This is a genomic window from Streptantibioticus silvisoli (genome assembly GCF_027947535.2).
Taxonomy (GTDB): domain Bacteria; phylum Actinomycetota; class Actinomycetes; order Streptomycetales; family Streptomycetaceae; genus Streptantibioticus_C; species Streptantibioticus_C silvisoli.
Window position 1 is genome coordinate 63,991 of sequence record NZ_JAAGKO020000015.1, and the last position, 15,854, is coordinate 79,844.

The 15,854-nt window shown below is 74.6% G+C and carries 14 protein-coding genes and 1 riboswitch; of the genes, 6 read left to right on the forward strand and 8 right to left on the reverse strand.

Features of this window, described 5'->3' with window-relative positions; genetic code table 11:
- Window positions 1-264 precede the first annotated feature (264 nt).
- Both POF43_RS12675 and POF43_RS12680 read right to left on the reverse strand, forming a co-directional pair.
- The gene (locus POF43_RS12675; RefSeq protein ID WP_271322897.1) at window positions 265-489 is read right to left on the reverse strand and encodes a hypothetical protein; all 225 of its coding nucleotides are present in this window, start codon (window positions 487-489) and stop codon (window positions 265-267) included.
- Between the two features lie 1,399 nt (window positions 490-1,888).
- On the reverse strand, window positions 1,889-2,527 hold the full coding sequence (locus POF43_RS12680) for a TetR/AcrR family transcriptional regulator (protein ID WP_271322898.1): 639 nt from the start codon (window positions 2,525-2,527) through the stop codon (window positions 1,889-1,891).
- A gap of 524 nt (window positions 2,528-3,051) precedes the next feature.
- Between POF43_RS12680 and POF43_RS12685 the strand changes: the two genes are divergently transcribed.
- A complete protein-coding gene (locus POF43_RS12685; RefSeq protein ID WP_271316412.1) occupies window positions 3,052-4,401 on the forward strand; it encodes a class II 3-deoxy-7-phosphoheptulonate synthase in 1,350 nt (449 codons plus the stop codon).
- Window positions 4,402-4,606: 205 nt separating this feature from the next.
- The gene (locus POF43_RS12690; protein ID WP_271322899.1) at window positions 4,607-4,942 is read left to right on the forward strand and encodes a (2Fe-2S)-binding protein; all 336 of its coding nucleotides are present in this window, start codon (window positions 4,607-4,609) and stop codon (window positions 4,940-4,942) included.
- A gap of 142 nt (window positions 4,943-5,084) precedes the next feature.
- Here POF43_RS12690 and bfr read toward each other — a convergent pair whose 3' ends face one another.
- Window positions 5,085-5,570, reverse strand: a complete 486-nt coding sequence (gene bfr / locus POF43_RS12695; RefSeq protein WP_271318197.1) for a bacterioferritin — start codon at window positions 5,568-5,570, stop codon at window positions 5,085-5,087.
- Between the two features lie 218 nt (window positions 5,571-5,788).
- Between bfr and POF43_RS12700 the strand changes: the two genes are divergently transcribed.
- The gene (locus POF43_RS12700) at window positions 5,789-6,403 is read left to right on the forward strand and encodes a sulfite oxidase-like oxidoreductase (protein ID WP_271318198.1); all 615 of its coding nucleotides are present in this window, start codon (window positions 5,789-5,791) and stop codon (window positions 6,401-6,403) included.
- Between the two features lie 385 nt (window positions 6,404-6,788).
- On the opposite strand, the gene POF43_RS12705 is transcribed toward POF43_RS12700, so the two are convergent.
- The 5 genes from POF43_RS12705 to thiO all read right to left on the reverse strand — a co-directional run bounded on the left by POF43_RS12705 (window position 6,789) and on the right by thiO (window position 12,714).
- Window positions 6,789-7,676 (reverse strand): deoxyribonuclease IV, encoded by an 888-nt coding sequence (locus tag POF43_RS12705; RefSeq protein ID WP_271322900.1) that lies wholly within the window; start codon window positions 7,674-7,676, stop codon window positions 6,789-6,791.
- A gap of 319 nt (window positions 7,677-7,995) precedes the next feature.
- Entirely contained in the window at window positions 7,996-9,948 is a 1,953-nt protein-coding gene (gene pknB / locus POF43_RS12710) for a Stk1 family PASTA domain-containing Ser/Thr kinase (RefSeq protein WP_271322901.1), read from the reverse strand.
- A gap of 314 nt (window positions 9,949-10,262) precedes the next feature.
- Window positions 10,263-11,012, reverse strand: a complete 750-nt coding sequence (locus POF43_RS12715; protein ID WP_372515983.1) for a thiazole synthase — start codon at window positions 11,010-11,012, stop codon at window positions 10,263-10,265.
- A gap of 269 nt (window positions 11,013-11,281) precedes the next feature.
- Window positions 11,282-11,500 carry a sulfur carrier protein ThiS gene (gene thiS / locus POF43_RS12720; protein ID WP_271315379.1) on the reverse strand — a complete coding sequence of 73 codons (219 nt, stop codon included), beginning with the start codon at window positions 11,498-11,500 and terminating at the stop codon, window positions 11,282-11,284.
- Window positions 11,497-12,714, reverse strand: a complete 1,218-nt coding sequence (gene thiO / locus POF43_RS12725) for a glycine oxidase ThiO (protein ID WP_271322903.1) — start codon at window positions 12,712-12,714, stop codon at window positions 11,497-11,499. Before thiO ends, thiS begins: the two co-directional genes overlap by 4 nt.
- Window positions 12,708-12,820, reverse strand: a riboswitch (TPP riboswitch). It overlaps the preceding gene by 7 nt.
- Window positions 12,821-12,910: 90 nt before the next feature.
- On the opposite strand from thiO, the gene POF43_RS12730 reads away from it, so the two are divergent.
- The 3 genes from POF43_RS12730 (at window position 12,911) to thiE (ending at window position 15,589) form a co-directional block, all read left to right on the forward strand.
- Window positions 12,911-14,107, forward strand: coding sequence for an NAD(P)/FAD-dependent oxidoreductase (locus POF43_RS12730; protein ID WP_271322904.1), 1,197 nt, complete (start codon window positions 12,911-12,913; stop codon window positions 14,105-14,107).
- Between the two features lie 305 nt (window positions 14,108-14,412).
- Complete coding sequence (locus tag POF43_RS12735; protein ID WP_271325989.1) at window positions 14,413-14,778, forward strand: Rv2175c family DNA-binding protein; 366 nt, start codon at window positions 14,413-14,415, stop codon at window positions 14,776-14,778.
- A gap of 55 nt (window positions 14,779-14,833) precedes the next feature.
- Window positions 14,834-15,589, forward strand: a complete 756-nt coding sequence (gene thiE / locus POF43_RS12740; protein ID WP_271325990.1) for a thiamine phosphate synthase — start codon at window positions 14,834-14,836, stop codon at window positions 15,587-15,589.
- Window positions 15,590-15,854 lie beyond the last annotated feature (265 nt).

Sequence of the window (15,854 nt, forward strand, 5' to 3'; positions counted from 1 at the left end):
GCAGGGCGGGGTGGACTGAGGCGTCACCCCGGGTGCCGGGTCCGTGGCGGATCGCCGTTCATCCGGTGCTCCGGGCGTGGGGAATCGGCACGTCCCCCGGCTCCGCTGCTGCACGGCGCATCCGCTCGGGCGGCCTGACCCGTGCCGACCTGGCCGTCGAGGATGCCAACCTCCACGCCCGCGCCCGCGCGCTCCACGTACGTCTCGCCTACGCCTCCCACGCTCGCCGTCCCGACGCCCTGGGCGGGCGGGAGCGCTCGGGGGTCAGCTCGTTTCGCCGGGCCATACCTCGGGGCCGCCGCCGTGCCAGACGAACAGGTCGCCCGTCAGGTCGATGGCGTCGGGATCGAGGCCGGTGCGGCGGCAGAACTCCAGCACGTCGGCCGGTCCGTGCGCGAGGCCGAGGATCTCGCGGCCGACGCGTACGCGCCGGCCGCCGCCCGGAGTGGGCGGTTCTATCACCACGCGGAGTTGTTCGGCGGCGTCCATGTCCCCAGCCTGCCGTCCCGTGCGCCCGCGCGCCATGGGAGCCGGGGTGCCGGTGTGGATTCCCGGGCCGCACGGGGCGGGGGAGAGGTGTTTGTGGTGGGGAAACCGTTGACTGGTTGTTGACTTCGACAACGATGTGGTTCGGTGGAGAACGTTGACTCCAGCAACGACCAGTCAACGATTTGCTGGGGGGAGGTTGCGCTTCGGGGCGGTTCAGCCCGGTGCCTGGTCTTGATCCTGTTCCTCGTGCCAGGCGGTCGCCGAGGAACGGCCCGCGGGGTTTTGTGCCTCGTGGGCCCAGTTCAGTGATCGGCCGCTTCCGGCTTTCCGCAGCCGCCTCGTCCAGGTCAGGGGCGGCTCGACCGACCACTCTGCCCCCGATCAGCGGGAGTTGCCTTCAGGGGCAAGGCGGGCGGCTTGGTGCGTCGGTCTCCGATGGATCTGGTCCCGTACCGACGCCATGGCTTGGCCGTAAGTTCGCCGTGGTCGTGCGGGTGGAGACCGCCGGTCCGGGCCACGTCTGCGGCCGGGTGAAGCGGAACTCCGGACCGTGCTGGCACAGCCGACTGCTCTGGGGCATGGGGCCGTGGCGGCTTCGGTAACCACGTCACGCGGTCGGCGCGGATGAACCACCCGACCGTCAGATTCTGCGGGATCCAGGCCGGCCGGCTGACGTTGTATCCGGCATCGGTCGCGGCCATGACGTCCAGGCTCCGGGCTGCTCCTCACCCTCTGCGTTGAACGGCGGTGACGCGGAGGGGTCGTCTGCGGGGCCGAGGTGGTTGAGCCTGATCGGCGGGTACCTGATCGACGCGGTTCAGGGCCGTGTCGGCACGCTGCGACGACCGGAGCCACGCGGTAGGCCGTGGCCGAGCCGGACCTTGCTCAGCCTCGTTCGCTCTCCGTGAGAGCCTTACGCCTCCGCGCCGCGACCCCGCCGCGACCAGGATGCGACTGCTGGGCGCCGCCCACGCTGCCTGCCCGGCCGCCTCGCCCGCGCCGAGTCCGTCGAGTACGGGCGGACAGGGCGGCCGGGAGGGTCATCTATCTCTATGTCGATTCAAAGGGTGGAACCGACGAAGAGCTCCTGGCCGACCGCCTCGGCATGGTGGCCCACTCGTGCCCTTCGCCGCCGATTCGCTCCGAGGACCTGCCGGGCTACGCGCACTCATCTGCGACCACGTGCGCGACCACCCCCATGTCATGCCGCTCACCTGGGGAAACGCCTCGACCGCGAGCACGCCCCGACGAGGAGACCGCCGTTCACCGCCGTAGGGCCCACGCCCGCGACTCCGGTGCCGACCGCGTCAGCGATCCGCCGGGTGGCCGCCGTCGCCGCACCCCTGGAGGCAGTGGAGGCGAAGGCCTCGCCGGTGCGGGGGAGTTGAGCCTGGCGGGGTCAGCCTTGCGCCGTCGTGGCGTCCTCGGTGCCGAACGATCGCAGTACGCAGGCCACCAGTCGCCGGGACGCCTGGCGGGCCGCGCCGGGGTCGGCGGGGGTCAGGGTGATCACGCCCGCGTTGGCCTTGAGGAGTACGAGCAGGTCGGCGTAGTGGAAGTCGGTGCTCAACCCGCCGGTGTGGTGGGCCCGTTCGGTCAGGGTGGTGAACGCGCGCTCGAAGGAGCCGCGTTCGGCCGGGAAGCGGTCGCCGTCGAGGAACGTGGACAGCAGGGCCGGCGCCAGGCCCCGGTCGTCCGCCTGGCGTTCGCAGAGCCCTTCCACGGTGGTGCGGAACGCGTGCCCCGCGTCGGGGTCCTCCAGTGCCGCCGTCACCGCCGCGACGCAGGCGGTCACCCGTCCGGCGATCACCTCGGTGAGCAGGTCCTCGGGCGTCGCGAAGTGCCGGAAGGCGGTGGCCAGTCCGACGCCCGCCCGGCGCGCGATCTCCGCCATCGGCACGGCGGTGCCCTCCGCCGCGAAGACGGCCCGGGCGATTCCCACGATCCGCCCGCGGTTCACCGCCGCGTCGGCGCGCAACCGCCGTGGCGGCTCGACGGGAGGCGGGCCGTCGGCGGCGGAAGGCGTCAGGTGGTGCATGCGTCGAGGCTAACAAGCGGACCGGCCTCCACCGCTTGACGCCGCCGATCACCTTTGCGCAGGCGGGAGTTGGTGCCCGGTGGTAGGGGAAGGAGGACCGCGCCCACCCTGCCGACGACGGTCGCCGCCCGGACGGCGCCTCGGAAGGTCGGCTCCGGCGCCGCAGACCGACGTCGCCGGGGCCGTGCCGGGGCCGTGCCGGAGCCATGGCGGACGGTGCCGACCTCATGCGCCGGAGCCGGGCCGGGGCTTCCGGGCCGATGCCCGGAACCTCGACGTCGACGGGTCGATGATCACCGGGGTCGCGTACAGCGTGCCTGCGTGCCTGCGTGCCTGCGTGCCTGCGTGCCTGCGTGCCGGCGGACCGATCACCCGCGCGAGCGTGAGGTCGGTCACCAGGAAGCACCCGCTCACCGCCGCCACCGGCCGTGCGGCTGCCGGGGCGCCCGGGGCGGGGAGGGGCGAAAGCGTCTCATTCTCCGAACGTGCCGGTAAGGCGTCCGTGTGACCCGTAGGGTGGGGTCGTGACCGTGAACGCTGAAACCGTTGCCGGGGGAAACACCTGGCGTGACCTGCCCGCGGCGCAGCAGCCCGAGTGGCCCGACTCGCAGGCTCTGCGTGACGTCGTCGCGGAGCTGGAGTCGTATCCGCCGCTGGTGTTCGCCGGGGAGTGCGACCAGTTGCGGGCCAGGATGGCCTCGGTGGCGCGCGGTGAGGCATTCCTGCTCCAGGGCGGCGACTGCGCGGAGGCGTTCGACGCGGTCTCCGCCGACCAGATCCGCAACAAGCTGAAGACCCTGCTCCAGATGGGCGCGGTCCTCACGTACGCGGCGTCGGTGCCGGTGGTCAAGGTCGGCCGGATCGCCGGCCAGTACTCCAAGCCGCGCTCGAAGCCCACCGAGACCCGCGACGGTGTGACGCTGCCCACCTACCGGGGCGACAGCGTCAACGGTTTCGAGTTCACCCCCGAGGCCCGCCGCCCGGACCCGGAGCGGCTCAAGCGGATGTACCACGCGTCGTCCGCCACGCTGAACCTGGTGCGTGCCTTCACCACCGGCGGGTACGCCGACCTGCGGCAGGTGCACGCCTGGAACCAGGATTTCGTGAAGTCCTCGCCGTCCGGTCAGCGCTATGAGGCGCTGGCCCGCGAGATCGACAGCGCGCTGAACTTCATGGAGGCCTGCGGAACCGACCCGGCCGAGTTCCGCACGGTGGAGTTCTTCTCCTCCCACGAGGCGCTCGTGCTGGACTACGAGTCGTCGCTGACCCGGGTCGACTCGCGCACCGGGCAGCTGTACGACGTCTCCGGCCACATGGTGTGGATCGGCGAGCGCACCCGCCAACTGGACGGCGCGCACGTGGAGTTCGCGTCGCGTATCCGCAACCCCATCGGGGTCAAGCTCGGCCCGACGACCACCGCGGAGGACGCGCTCACGCTGATCGAGCGGCTGGACCCGGACCGTGAGGCCGGCCGTCTGACGTTCATCACGCGCATGGGCGCGGACCGGGTCCGCGACCACCTGCCCGAGCTGGTGGAGAAGGTCACCGCCTCCGGGGCCCAGGTGGCGTGGGTCTGCGACCCGATGCACGGCAACACCTTCGAGGCGGCCTCCGGCCACAAGACGCGGCGCTTCGACGACGTGCTGGACGAGGTCAAGGGCTTCTTCGAGGTCCACAAGGCCATCGGCACGCATCCCGGCGGCATCCACGTCGAGCTGACCGGTGACGACGTCACCGAGTGCGTCGGCGGCGGTGACGAGATCTTCGTCGACGACCTGCACCAGCGTTACGAGACCGCCTGCGACCCGCGGCTCAACCGCAGCCAGTCGCTGGACCTGGCGTTCCTGGTGGCGGAGATGTACCGGGAGCAGTAGGCGCACCCGTCGCACGGCCCGGCCCGGCTGCCCGGCCCAGTACGGCACCGCACAGCTGCGGCACAGCGCGGGAAGGGGCGGGGATCACATCGATCCCCGCCCCTTCCCGCTTTCGGTATTCCCGTTGGCGTGGGTAAGGTAAGGCAAGCCTCATGAAGGTAAGCCTTGCCAACCTGATCGGCCACCCGCCGAGGGGAGAACCCGCGTGTACGTCTGTTCCTGCTTCGGTATCACCGAGGCGCAGGTGATGCGGCACGCGGACGACGGCCGGCGCACGCCGCGGGCCATCGCCGGCGCCTGCCGGGCCGGCACGGACTGCGGCGGCTGCGTCAAGCGCATCCAGGCCCTGCTCGGCCGCGCCGCCACCCCCGTGCCCGCCACGGCGCCCGTGCCCGCCACGGCCCCCGTGTCTGCTGCGGCTCCCGTGCCCGCCACGGCCCTCGCGTCCGCAGCCACCCCGGTGCCCGTCACCGCCCCGGCCGCCGTCCCCTGCCCGGTGCACGCGGCACCCGCGGAGCCGGACGTCGCCCGCGCCGCCTGACCCGTCGCGCAGCTGTCGCGAACCCGCCGCGAACCCGTCGCGGGACCACCCCGCCGGCAGAGCGCCACCACGGCGCCACCGCGGCGTCACCACCGGCGTCAGCGGTCGTACCGGCGTCGTGCCGCCGCCGTGGCGTCGCAGGTCAGTCCTCGGTGCCGGGCTGTTCGATGATCTGGGCGATGTACAGCGGCTCACCCAGGCGCGCGACCAGGTCGAGCTGCGTCTCCAGGTAGTCGATGTGGTGCTCCTCGTCGGCGAGGATGGCCTCGAAGATGTTGGCCGACGTGACGTCGTTCTTCGCCCGCATCACGTCGATCCCGCGCCGCAGCCGGTCGATCGCCTCGACCTCCACCTGCTTGTCGGCCTCGAACATCTCTGTCACCGTCTGGCCGACCCGCACGTGGAAGAGCCGCTGGTAGTTCGGCAGGCCCTCCAGGAACAGGATGCGGTCGGTGATCAGCTCCGCGTGCCGCATCTCGTCGAAGGACTCGGAGCGGGTGTATTTCGCCAGCTTCGTCCAGCCGAAGTTCTCCTGCATCTTCGCGTGCAGGAAGTACTGGTTGATCGCGGTGAGTTCCGCCGTCAGCTGCTCGTTGAGGAACTCGATGACCTCGGGGTCGCCCTGCATGCGCCGCGTCCTTCCGTGGGGGCCGGGGCGGACCCGCGGGACCGGCGGCGGGCTTGCGACACCGGGATCCCACGGACACGCCCTTCTCGCTGGGCGCGTCCTCGCACCCACGGTGAGGCCTATCCAGTAAGTACGCGTTCACGCCATGTGCCCCGCGTTGTTCCATCGGGCGGCGGGCCCGCGCGGAACCATCCGGACCGGTCTGTCACCATAGGGGCATGGGTGAGCCGGAACGCCGCGACGGTGGGTTGCCGCCCGGGCAGCGCACCCAGCGCGGCTGGCCGGTCCTGCACTACGGACCCGTACCCCGCTTCAAACCCGACCGGTGGGAGTTCCAGGTCTTCGGCGCCACGGCCGACGGCGCGAAGCACGCGTGGAACCACGAGGAGTTCTCCGCGCTGCCGCTCAGCACGGTCACCGCGGACCTGCACTGCGTGACGAAGTTCTCCATGCGGGACGTGGAGTGGACGGGCGTGTCGGCCGCGACGCTGCTCGACCTCGTACCGCCGGCCCGGGGCGTCACGCACGTCATGGTGTGGGCCGAGTACGGCTACAGCGCCAACCTCCGGCTCGCCGACTTCGCCCGCGCCGACTCGCTGCTGGCCACCCACCGCGGCGGCGAGCCCCTCACCGCCGAGCACGGCTTCCCGGTCCGGCTCGTCGTCCCGGGGCTGTACGCGTGGAAGGGGCCCAAGTGGATGCGCGGGGTGGAGTACATGCTCGCCGACCGCCGCGGCTTCTGGGAGGAACGCGGCTACCACAACCTCGGCGACCCCTGGCGCGAACAGCGCTACTCCTACCAGGAGGAACCGGGCGACGGCCCCGAACTGTGACGGCCGGTGGACGGTACGGCACGAGGGCCCGCGGCGAGGCGTTCGCACGGTACGCAGCCCCACGGCGCGTAATCGACGGTATGCGGCCCCGCGAGCGCGCGACCTTCTGGCGTGCACCGCGTGACGTCAACCGTCTGACGCGGACCGCGTGACGTCAACCGTCTGACGCGGACCGCGTGACGTCGACCGCCTGACGCGCGTCTCCTGCCCCGGAACGCCCGAACCGGTCCGCCCCGAGCGCCCTCAGGCCCGCAGCGCCGTCAGACCCGGGTGCCCCGAGACCCGAGCACCCGCAGGCCCGCAGTGCCTTCAGGCCCGCAGCACCCGCAGGCTCGCAGCACCCTCGGGCCCGCAGGCCCGCAGCACCCTCGGGCCCACAGCGACTTCAGACCCGTAGCGACTTCAGCCGGGCGATGTCCGCGGCGTGCTGCTGCTTCGGGCCCGGTGTCTCGATGATCAGCGGTACGCCCTCGGTCGCCGGGTGGGTGAACAGCGCGGCGAAGCCGCCGGTGCCGATGTGGCCGGCGCCCACGTTCTCGTGCCGGTCCTTGTGGGCGCCGACGACGTCCTTGGAGTCGTTGGCGTGGATGAGGCGCAGCCGGCCCTCGCCGCAGGTCTTGACGAGTTCGTCCAGGGTCGCCCCGGTGCCGCCGTCCGCCGCGAGGTCGTGGCCGGCCGCGAACGCGTGGCAGGTGTCGAGGCAGACGCCGAGGCGCGGGTGGTGGTCCAGCGCGTCGAAGTACGGGCCGAGGTCCGCCACCAGGGAGCAGAGCGACGAGCCCTGCCCGGCGGTCGGCTCCAGCAGCAGCCACGGGTCGTCGTCACGGGTCAGGCCGGCCAGCAGCGGCAGCAGCCGGTCGCGGACCTGCGCCAGCGCGACCGCGCGCTCGCGTCCGCCGGTCGCGGAACCGGTGTGCACCACCACCCCGGCCGCGCCGATCTCCCGCCCGCGCCGCAGCGAGTGGGCCAGCGACTCCACCGAGCGGTCGACGGTCCCGGGGGTGTGCGAGCCGAAGTTGATCAGGTAGGGCGCGTGCACGTACGCCGGGATGCCGGCGCCCTCCGCGCAGCCGGCGCGGAACGCCTCGTCGCGCGCCGGGTCGCCGGCCGGGGTCGCCCAGCCGCGCGGATTGGCGGTGAAGACCTGCACGGCCTCCGCGCCGATCTCCCGCGCGTAGGCCAGTCCGGTGGCGGCCAGCCCCCCGGCCACCGGGACGTGGCCGCCGACGGGATTGCGCGAGGCGGCGCGGTCCGCGCCGGCGGGGGAGGTCATGCCTGCCAGCATGCCACGGGCCGCGAGGGCCGCCGGCCGCCGGTGCGTTCGCGTGGGGCGGCCGGCCGCCGGTCCGTCTCCGTGGCGCCGGCCGCGTCGCCCGTAGCGCCGGCCGCCTCCGTAGCGCCGGCCGCCTCCTTAGCGCCGCCCGCCCACCCGCGACCCGGAGCGAAGAGCCGCGAGGCCGGAGCCGAGAGCCGTGACCCGGAGCGAAGAGCCGAGCCCCGGAGCCGAAAGCAGCGCCCCGGAGCCGCGAGGCCGGGACGAGCGCCGCGTCAACGGGCCCTCAGCGGCCCGTCAGCCGGCCGTCAGGGGGCCCTCAGCGGGCCCACAGGGTGATCGTGGTGTTCTTCGGCTGCATCGAACCCCCGCCGGGCGACTCGTTGAAGACCGTGCCGGTGAAGAACAGGTTGATGACGCTGACCTGGAAGCCGGCCTTCTTCAGCGCGCTCTTCGCGTCGTCGGTGCTCTCGCCGGTGACGTCGGGGACCTTGAACAGCTGCTGGCCCTTGGAGACCGACAACCGCACGGTGTCGCCCTTGGCCAGCTTGCCGCCGGCGCCGGGGGACTCCTGGGCGACCGAGTCCTTCGGCACGTTGTCGGAGTAGACCGGGGTGCCGGAGACGTCGGCCTTCAACCCGGCCGCCTGAAGGGCCTGTTCGGCGTCGGAGACGGTGGAGCCGACCACGTCGGGCACCGGTACGGCCGCGCCGCGGCTGACGGTGAGCGCGATCGCGTCGCCGGTCCGGCGCGGGGTGCCGGCCGCCGGGGTGGTGGAGACGACCGATCCGGCCGGCACGTTGGCGTCGAAGACCTTCGAGACCGTGCCGGGGGTCAGCCCGGCCGCGGTGACGCGCTGCCGGGCCTTCGCCAGCGGCAGGCCCGCCAGGCGCGGCACGTCGATCCGCTGCGGGCCGCGCGAGACGACGAGGTCGACCACGCCGTTGCCCCGGATGCGGCCGCCGGGGCCCGGGTCGGTGGAGATGACGGTGCCCTTGGCCGCGGTCTCGCTGTACGCCTGCGACACGTGCGCCCCCAGGCCGGCCGACCGCAGCCGCTGCTCGGCGCGGGCCTGGCTGATGGCCAGCACGGCGGGCACGTTGGTGAACTGGCCGGCGCTGACGTACCACACGACCGCGCCGCCGCCGAGCAGGACGACCAGCGCCACCAGCAGCGCGACCGGGCCGCGCCGTGAGCGGGCGGGCGCGGCACGGTGGCCGCCGGCCGCGGCGGCCGGGCCGTCGTCGGCGCCGTCGTCCGCGCGGATCAGGTCCGGCGGCAGTTGCATGCGGGTGGTGTGGTTCAGCCGCCGCCCGGCCTCGTCCGGCAGGGCGCCGGGCGTGCGCGGCAGCACGGTGGTGCCCTCGGCGTCGGCCGGGGCGCCCGCCGGGAACGCGGTGGCCGGAACGGCGTCCAGCTGCTCGTCCGACAGCGCCGCCCGTACGTCCTGGACGACCGCCAGCATCTCCACCGCGTCCGCCGGGCGCCGCCCCGGGTCGCGGGAGGCCGCCATCGCCACCAGGGTGTCCAGCGCCGGCGCCAGGCCCGGGACCAGCCCGGACGGCGGCGGCACGTCCTCGTGCAGGTGCTGGTAGAGAACGGCCGCCGGGGTGCCGCCGCTGTGCGGTTTGGCGCCGGTCAGCATCTCGTACAGCAGGATCGCGCACGCGTACACGTCCGACCGCTGGTCGGCGACGCCGTCCTGGATCTGCTCCGGCGCGAGGTAGGAGACGGTGCCCAGGACCGAACCGGTGCTGCTGGTGGTGTCGGTGCCCACCGCGCGTACCAGGCCGAAGTCGGCGACCTTCACCCGGCCGTCGTCCCCGATCAGGACGTTCTCCGGCTTCATGTCGCGGTGCACCAGACCGGCGCGGTGCGCGGCGCCCAGCGCGGCCAGCACCGGTTCGGCGATGTCGAGCGCGGCGCGCGGCTGGAGCGCGCCGCGCTCGCGCAGCACGTCGCGCAACGTGCAGCCGGCCACGTACTCCATGGCGAGGTAGACGTGCGTGCCGTCGTTGCCCTGGTCGAAGACGTTGACCACGTTGGGGTGGTCGAGGCGGGCGACGGACTTCGCCTCGCGGATGAACCGGTCGACGAACGCGCTGTCGGCGGCCAGCGCGGGGTGCATGACCTTGACGGCCAGCAGGCGGTCCAGCCGGGTGTCCACGGCCCGGTAGACCGTGGCCATCCCGCCGACCGCGATCCGTGACTCGATCAGATACCGGCCGTCGAGCGCCTGCCCGACCAGCGGATCCTTGATGGTCGTATCCACAGGGGGAGTGTACGAGCCGTCAAGGACACCGTCCCCGCCCCCGTCCCCGCCACGACACGCCCGGTGCGGTACCGGAACACAACCGTGACGGCGGCGGAACGCCCGGGGCCGCCGGGTGCGCCGCGGGGCGGAAGCCGCGGGACGGTGGGGGACTGCGCCGGACCGGGCCGCGGTGGACCCGTGCGGTACCGGTGGTGGACCGGAGTGCATCGAGCGCACCGGACCGGGCCGCGGTGGACCGGAGCGAGCCGGACCGGAGCACACCGGACCGGCCGGGCGTGGACCGTACCGCCGGTCACGTCGCCGCGGCCGCCTCAGGGGCCGAAGGCCGGCCGCTCCGGGTCGGGGAACGACGCCAGGCCCGCCGTCGGGGAGGACGCCTCGGCGAAGTGCCGGCGCGGGATGCGCCCGGCGCGGTACGCCAGCCGGCCGGCCTCCACCGCGTGCCGCATGGCGTGCGCCATCAGCTCCGGTTCGCGGGCCCGGGTCACCGCGGAGGCCAGCATCACCGCCGAGCACCCCAGCTCCATCGCCAGCGCCGCGTCGGAGGCCGTACCGGCGCCGGCGTCCAGGATCACCGGCACCCCGGCGCGTTCCACGATGAGCTGGAAGTTGTGCGGGTTGCGGATGCCCAGCCCCGAGCCGATCGGCGCGCCCAGCGGCATCACCGCCGCGCAGCCGGCGTCCTCCAGCCGCCGCGCCAGCACCGGGTCGTCGCTGGTGTACGGCAGCACGGTGAAGCCGTCGTCCACCAGGATCTCCGCCGCCTCCAGCAGCTCCACCGGATCGGGCAGCAGGGTCCGCTCGTCCGCGACCACCTCCAGTTTGATCCAGTCGGTGCCCAGCGCCTCGCGGGCCAGCCGTGCGGTCAGCACCGCGTCCCGGGCGGTGAAGCACCCGGCGGTGTTCGGCAGCGGCCGCACCCCGCAGGCCGCCAGCACCTGAAGCACCGAACCGGCCACCCCGGGCGCCAGCCGCCGCATCGCCACCGTCGTCAGTTCCGTGCCGGAGGCGACCAGCGCCCGGCGCAGCACCTCCTGGCTCGGCGCGCCGCCGGTGCCCATGATCAGCCGCGAACCGAACGCGGTCCCGGCGACGACCAGCGGATCGTCCCCGCCCGCGCCGGCCCCGGGGGCGGAGGCGTCGGCCACGGAACCGATGGCCGCGCCGCCGGAAGCCGTTCCGCCGATGGCCGCGCCGCCGATAGCCGTTCTGCCGACAGCCGTTGCGCCGGAAGCCGCGCCGCCGACAGCCGTTGCGCCGGAAACCGTTGCGCCGGAAACCGCGCCGCCGGAAACCGTCGCGTCCGCTCCGGAGCCCTCCGTCATCGCGTTCATCCGCCCTGCACCGCGCTCAGTACCTCGACCCGGTCGCCGTCCGCCAGGACCGCCCCCGGCCAGGTTCCGCGCGGCACGACCGTCCCGTTGACGGCGGCGGCCACCCCGCGCGGCCCGCCGGCCCGGGAACCGCTGGGGATCAGCGTGGCGACCAGCCGGTCGAGCGTCAGCCCCTCGGGGTACGCGCGGGAGATCCCGTTGACGATGACGTTCATACGACCACCGGATTCCCCGGGACGCCCTGATGGACGGCGTCCCCATGGACGACATCCCCGTCGCCCCCCTCGAACCGCCCCGGGGTGAACGCCCGTGCCTCCGGCGGGAGCCCCCCGCCCGTCAGCACCTGCGCCATCACGTCACCCGTGACGGGGGTCAGCAGGACCCCGTTGCGGTAGTGGCCGGTGGCCAGCGACAGGCCGGGCAGCGCGGTCGGGCCGAGCAGCGGCGCGTTGTCCGGCGAACCGGGGCGCAGGCCGACCGGGGTCTCGGTCAGGGTCAACTCCGTGATGGCGGGCAGCAGTTCACGGGCGTCGCGGAGCAACTCGTAGACGCCGCCCGCGGTGACGGAGGTGTCCCAGCCGCTCTCCTGCGTCGTCGCGCCCACCACCAGCTCGCCGTTCTCGCGCGGCACCAGGTAGAGGTGGCCGCCGCGCACCACCGCCCGTACCGTCCGGCCCAGCAGCGCCCCGGGACCGGCCGGCCCCCGGGCACCGCGCAGCCGCAGCACCTGGCCCTTCACCGGCCGCACCGGCGGGACCACCCGCGGCGGCAGCCCGCCGATCGTGCCGCTGCGACAACCCGCCGCCAGCACCACCTGGCCGGCCGACAGGCGGACGCCGCCCGCCAGTTCCACCCCGGTGGCCCGGCCGGCCGTCACCGTGACCCGGTCCACCCGGGCCCGGTGCACGCGCACCCCGGCCCGTTCCGCCGCGCACAGCAGCGCCGACACCAGCCGGCGCGGGTCGACCTGGTGGTCGCCGTCCACCCGCAGCCCGCCGCGCACCCCGGGCGCCAGCAGCGGTTCCAGTCGCCGGCACTCCCGGCCGGTCAGCCACTGCGCCGACAGCCCCAACCGCTGCTGGAAGGCGTGCAGATCGCGCAGCTCGGCCCGGTCGTCCGCGTCCAGCGCCACCGCCAGCGTCCCGCACCGGCGGTAGCCCGGATCGGTGCCGGACGCCTGCGTCAGCTCCGCCACGAACTGCGGATACCGCAGCGCCGACGCCAGGTTCAGCTCCAGCAGCCGCTGCTCGCCGTACCGGACCTCGGTCACCGGCGCGAGCATCCCGGCCGCCACCAGCGCGGCCCCGCCGCCCGGTTCCGGATCGGCCACCGCCACCGACAGCCCGCGCTGCGCCGCCCGCCAGGCGGTCACCAGTCCGATGAGCCCACCGCCGACGACCACCACGTCGGACACGTTCTCCGCCCGCATGACGCCTCTCCTCCCTTCGCCGGCATGACCCGGATCAGGTTCCTACGGTCGGCGGCCGTCCAGCCGCCCTCTCAGCCCGGTGCGCCGGGCTCCCGCGAGTGCAGTACGGGCGTCACCATACCCGGCCGTTCCCGCCCGGCGGCACGGCGTACGGGCCGTACGGCGCTACGGTGAGGCGGTGAGCGTGGATCAGAACATGCGGCGGGTCGTGGTGGCGGGCGCGGGGATGGCCGGGGTGCGCACCGCCGTCGCCCTGCGCGAACAGGGCTTCACCGGCTCGGTGACCCTGCTCGGCGAGGAACCCCACCGCCCCTACGACCGGCCGCCGTTGTCCAAGGCCCTGCTGCTCGGCACCGTCGACGACCCCGCGCTCGACGTCGACTTCGCCGGGCTCGCCATCGATCTGCGGCTGGGCGTGCGGGCCACCTCGCTGCGCCCGGACCGCCATGAGGTCCTGACCGCCGAGGGCTCGGTGCCCTACGACCGGCTGGTCATCGCCACCGGCGCGGAACCGCGCACCCTGCCCGGCATCTCCGGCCGCCGCGACGCGCACGTCCTGCGGACCGTCGACGACGCCGAGGCGCTGCGCCCGGTGCTGGCGGCCCGCCGCGACGTCGTGGTGGTCGGGGCCGGCTGGATCGGCGCGGAGTTCGCCACCGCGGCGGCCGAGGCGGGCTGCCCGGTCACCGTCGTCGAGGCCGCCGCGCGCCCGCTGGCCGGCGTGCTGCCCGGGTTCGTCGGCGACGTGATGGCCCGCTGGTACGCCGAGGCCGGCGTCACGCTGCTCACCGGCCGCCGGGTGGCCGGCGTCGCGCAGGCCGGCGTCACCCTCGACGACGGCTCCCACCTGCCGGCCGGTGCCGTGGTGATCGGCGTCGGCGCCCGCCCCGGCACCGGCTGGCTGGCCGGGTCCGGGGTCGACCTCGACGGCGACCTGGCGGTGCGGGCCGACGACCGGCTGCGCAGCTCGCTGCCCGACATCTACGCGGTCGGCGACTGCGCCTCGTTCCCCTCGCGCCGCTACGGCGGGAGGCTGCTGATCCACCACTGGGACAACGCCGTCCAGGGCCCGCTGACCGCCGCCGCCAACCTGCTGGGCGGCGACGAGCCCTACGACCCGGTGCCGTACTTCTGGTCCGAGCAGTTCGGCCGCTTCGTGCAGTACGCCGGCCACCACGGCGACGGCGACGAGCTGGTCCTGCGCGGCGACCCCGACAACACCGCCTGGTCGGTGTGCTGGCTGCGCGACGGCGCACTGGTCGCCCTGCTGGCGGTCGGCCGCCCCCGTGACCTGGCCCAGGGCCGCAAACTCATCGAACGCGGCACCCGCCTGGACCGCTCCGCGCTCGCCGACCCCGCGGTCCCGCTCAAGAGCGTGGTCCGGCCGGGGTAGCCGGCGCCGGCTGCGGTCGGCGGTGGGCCGGGTGGTGGCTGCGGTGCGTGGTGGCCCCGGGGAGGTGGCTGCGGTCGGCGGCGGTGGCCCGGATGGCGGACGCGGTGGGCGGCGGTGGCCCGGGCGGCGGCTGCGGTGGGCGGCGGTGGCCCGGGTGGCGGACGCGGTGGGCGGCGGTGGCCCGGTCGGCGGCTGCGGTGGGCGGCGGTGGCCCGGGTGGCGGACGCGGTGGGCGGTAGCCCGGGCCGAGTGGCGGGCGCCACCGCGGGTACCGGTTGTCGCCGGGGGATGGCAGGCTTGCTCCCGTGACCGAGATCGACACCAAGATTGACGCCCTCGTACCGTCCTGGATGACCCTGCCCGACGTGGCGGAGGAACTGGGCCTCGAAGTGACCCGCATCCGCCCGCTGATCAAGGAGGGCCAGTTCATCGCGGTCCGCCGCGGGGAGAACCGGGTGCTGATGGTTCCCGCCGACTTCCTCACGGACGGCAAGGTGCTCAAGGGACTCCCCGGCCTGCTGACGCTCCTGAAGGACGACGGCTTCACCGACGAGGAGGCCCTCCAGTGGCTGTTCACCCCTGACGAGACCCTGCCCGGCACGCCCGTGCAGGCGCTGCGCGAGAATCGCGGTACCGAGGTGAAGCGCAGGGCACAGGCGCTCGCCCTCTGACTCCGTGCGGCCCGCCCCTGACCGGTCCGGCACGGGCCGACCAGGGGAGTCCCGCATGACCCGTACCACCGACGGCCGGCCCACCGGGCCGGCCGTCTCCGCCGTGCCCGCGCCGGAACGCCCCGGCGGTGCCCCGGCGCCGGCCGGCCGCGCCGCCGCCCTGCGGGCCCGGCTGGCCGGCGCGCGGCTGTACCTGTGCACCGACGCCCGCAAGCGCCAGGGCGACCTGCCCGCGTTCCTCGACGCGGTGCTCGGCGGCGGCGTGGACGTCGTCCAGCTGCGGGACAAGACGCTGGAGGCCGCCGAGGAGCTGGACCACCTCGCGGTCCTGGCCGACGCCTGCCGCCGCCACGGCGCGCTGCTGGCCGTCAACGACCGCGCCGACGTCGCGCACGCCGCCGGCGCCGACATCCTGCACCTGGGCCAGGGTGACCTGCCGGTGCCGGCCGCCCGCGCCCTCGTCGGCGACGAGATGATCATCGGACGGTCGTGCCACGTCGAGTCCGAGGCCGCCGCGGCCGCCGCCGACCCGGGCGCCGACTACTTCTGCACCGGCCCGGTCTGGCCCACGCCGACCAAACCCGGCCGCCACGCCCCCGGCCTGCCGCTGGTCCGCTACGCCGCCGGGCTCGGCACCGGCCGCCCGTGGTTCGCCATCGGCGGCATCGATCCGGCCAACCTCGGCGAGGTTCTCGCGGCCGGCGCGCGCCGCGTCGTGGTGGTCCGCGCCCTCACCGAGGCCCCCGACCCGGCCGCCGCGGCCACCCGGCTGGCGGCAGCGGTCCGCGCGGTGCCGCTGTCCGGCGAGTAGCCGCGGTGGCCGGGGCGCTCCGGTAGCCCGGACGACGGTGGCGGGCGGACGGGGGCCGCGGCGGGAGGAGGCAGTGGCGCGCGGACGGGGCCGGGGCGGGAGGGTCCGCAGAAGCGGCGGAGGGTGTGGCAGAAGCGGCGGAACGTGCGGGAGGGGCGCCGGGGGAGACCGCGGAGGCGCGGCAAGGGGTGGCTGACCGGCCACGTTCCGCACGGTGTCCTGAGATACCGGTTATGGTCCGGCTCCCGCGGCGGATAACCTGAAC

Excerpts from the sequence above, each read along its gene's own strand:
- thiE (WP_271325990.1), top strand. The coding sequence starts at position 14,834 with ATGACCCGTACCACCGACGGCCGGCCCACCGGGCCGGCCGTCTCCGCC.
- thiS (WP_271315379.1), bottom strand. The coding sequence starts at position 11,500 with ATGAACGTCATCGTCAACGGGATCTCCCGCGCGTACCCCGAGGGGCTG.
- POF43_RS12715 (WP_372515983.1), bottom strand. The coding sequence starts at position 11,012 with ATGGGCACCGGCGGCGCGCCGAGCCAGGAGGTGCTGCGCCGGGCGCTG.
- POF43_RS12700 (WP_271318198.1), top strand. The coding sequence starts at position 5,789 with ATGGGTGAGCCGGAACGCCGCGACGGTGGGTTGCCGCCCGGGCAGCGC.
- POF43_RS12730 (WP_271322904.1), top strand. The coding sequence starts at position 12,911 with ATGCGGCGGGTCGTGGTGGCGGGCGCGGGGATGGCCGGGGTGCGCACC.
- thiO (WP_271322903.1), bottom strand. The coding sequence starts at position 12,714 with ATGCGGGCGGAGAACGTGTCCGACGTGGTGGTCGTCGGCGGTGGGCTC.
- POF43_RS12680 (WP_271322898.1), bottom strand. The coding sequence starts at position 2,527 with ATGCACCACCTGACGCCTTCCGCCGCCGACGGCCCGCCTCCCGTCGAG.
- POF43_RS12675 (WP_271322897.1), bottom strand. The coding sequence starts at position 489 with ATGGACGCCGCCGAACAACTCCGCGTGGTGATAGAACCGCCCACTCCG.
- bfr (WP_271318197.1), bottom strand. The coding sequence starts at position 5,570 with ATGCAGGGCGACCCCGAGGTCATCGAGTTCCTCAACGAGCAGCTGACG.
- POF43_RS12705 (WP_271322900.1), bottom strand. The coding sequence starts at position 7,676 with ATGACCTCCCCCGCCGGCGCGGACCGCGCCGCCTCGCGCAATCCCGTC.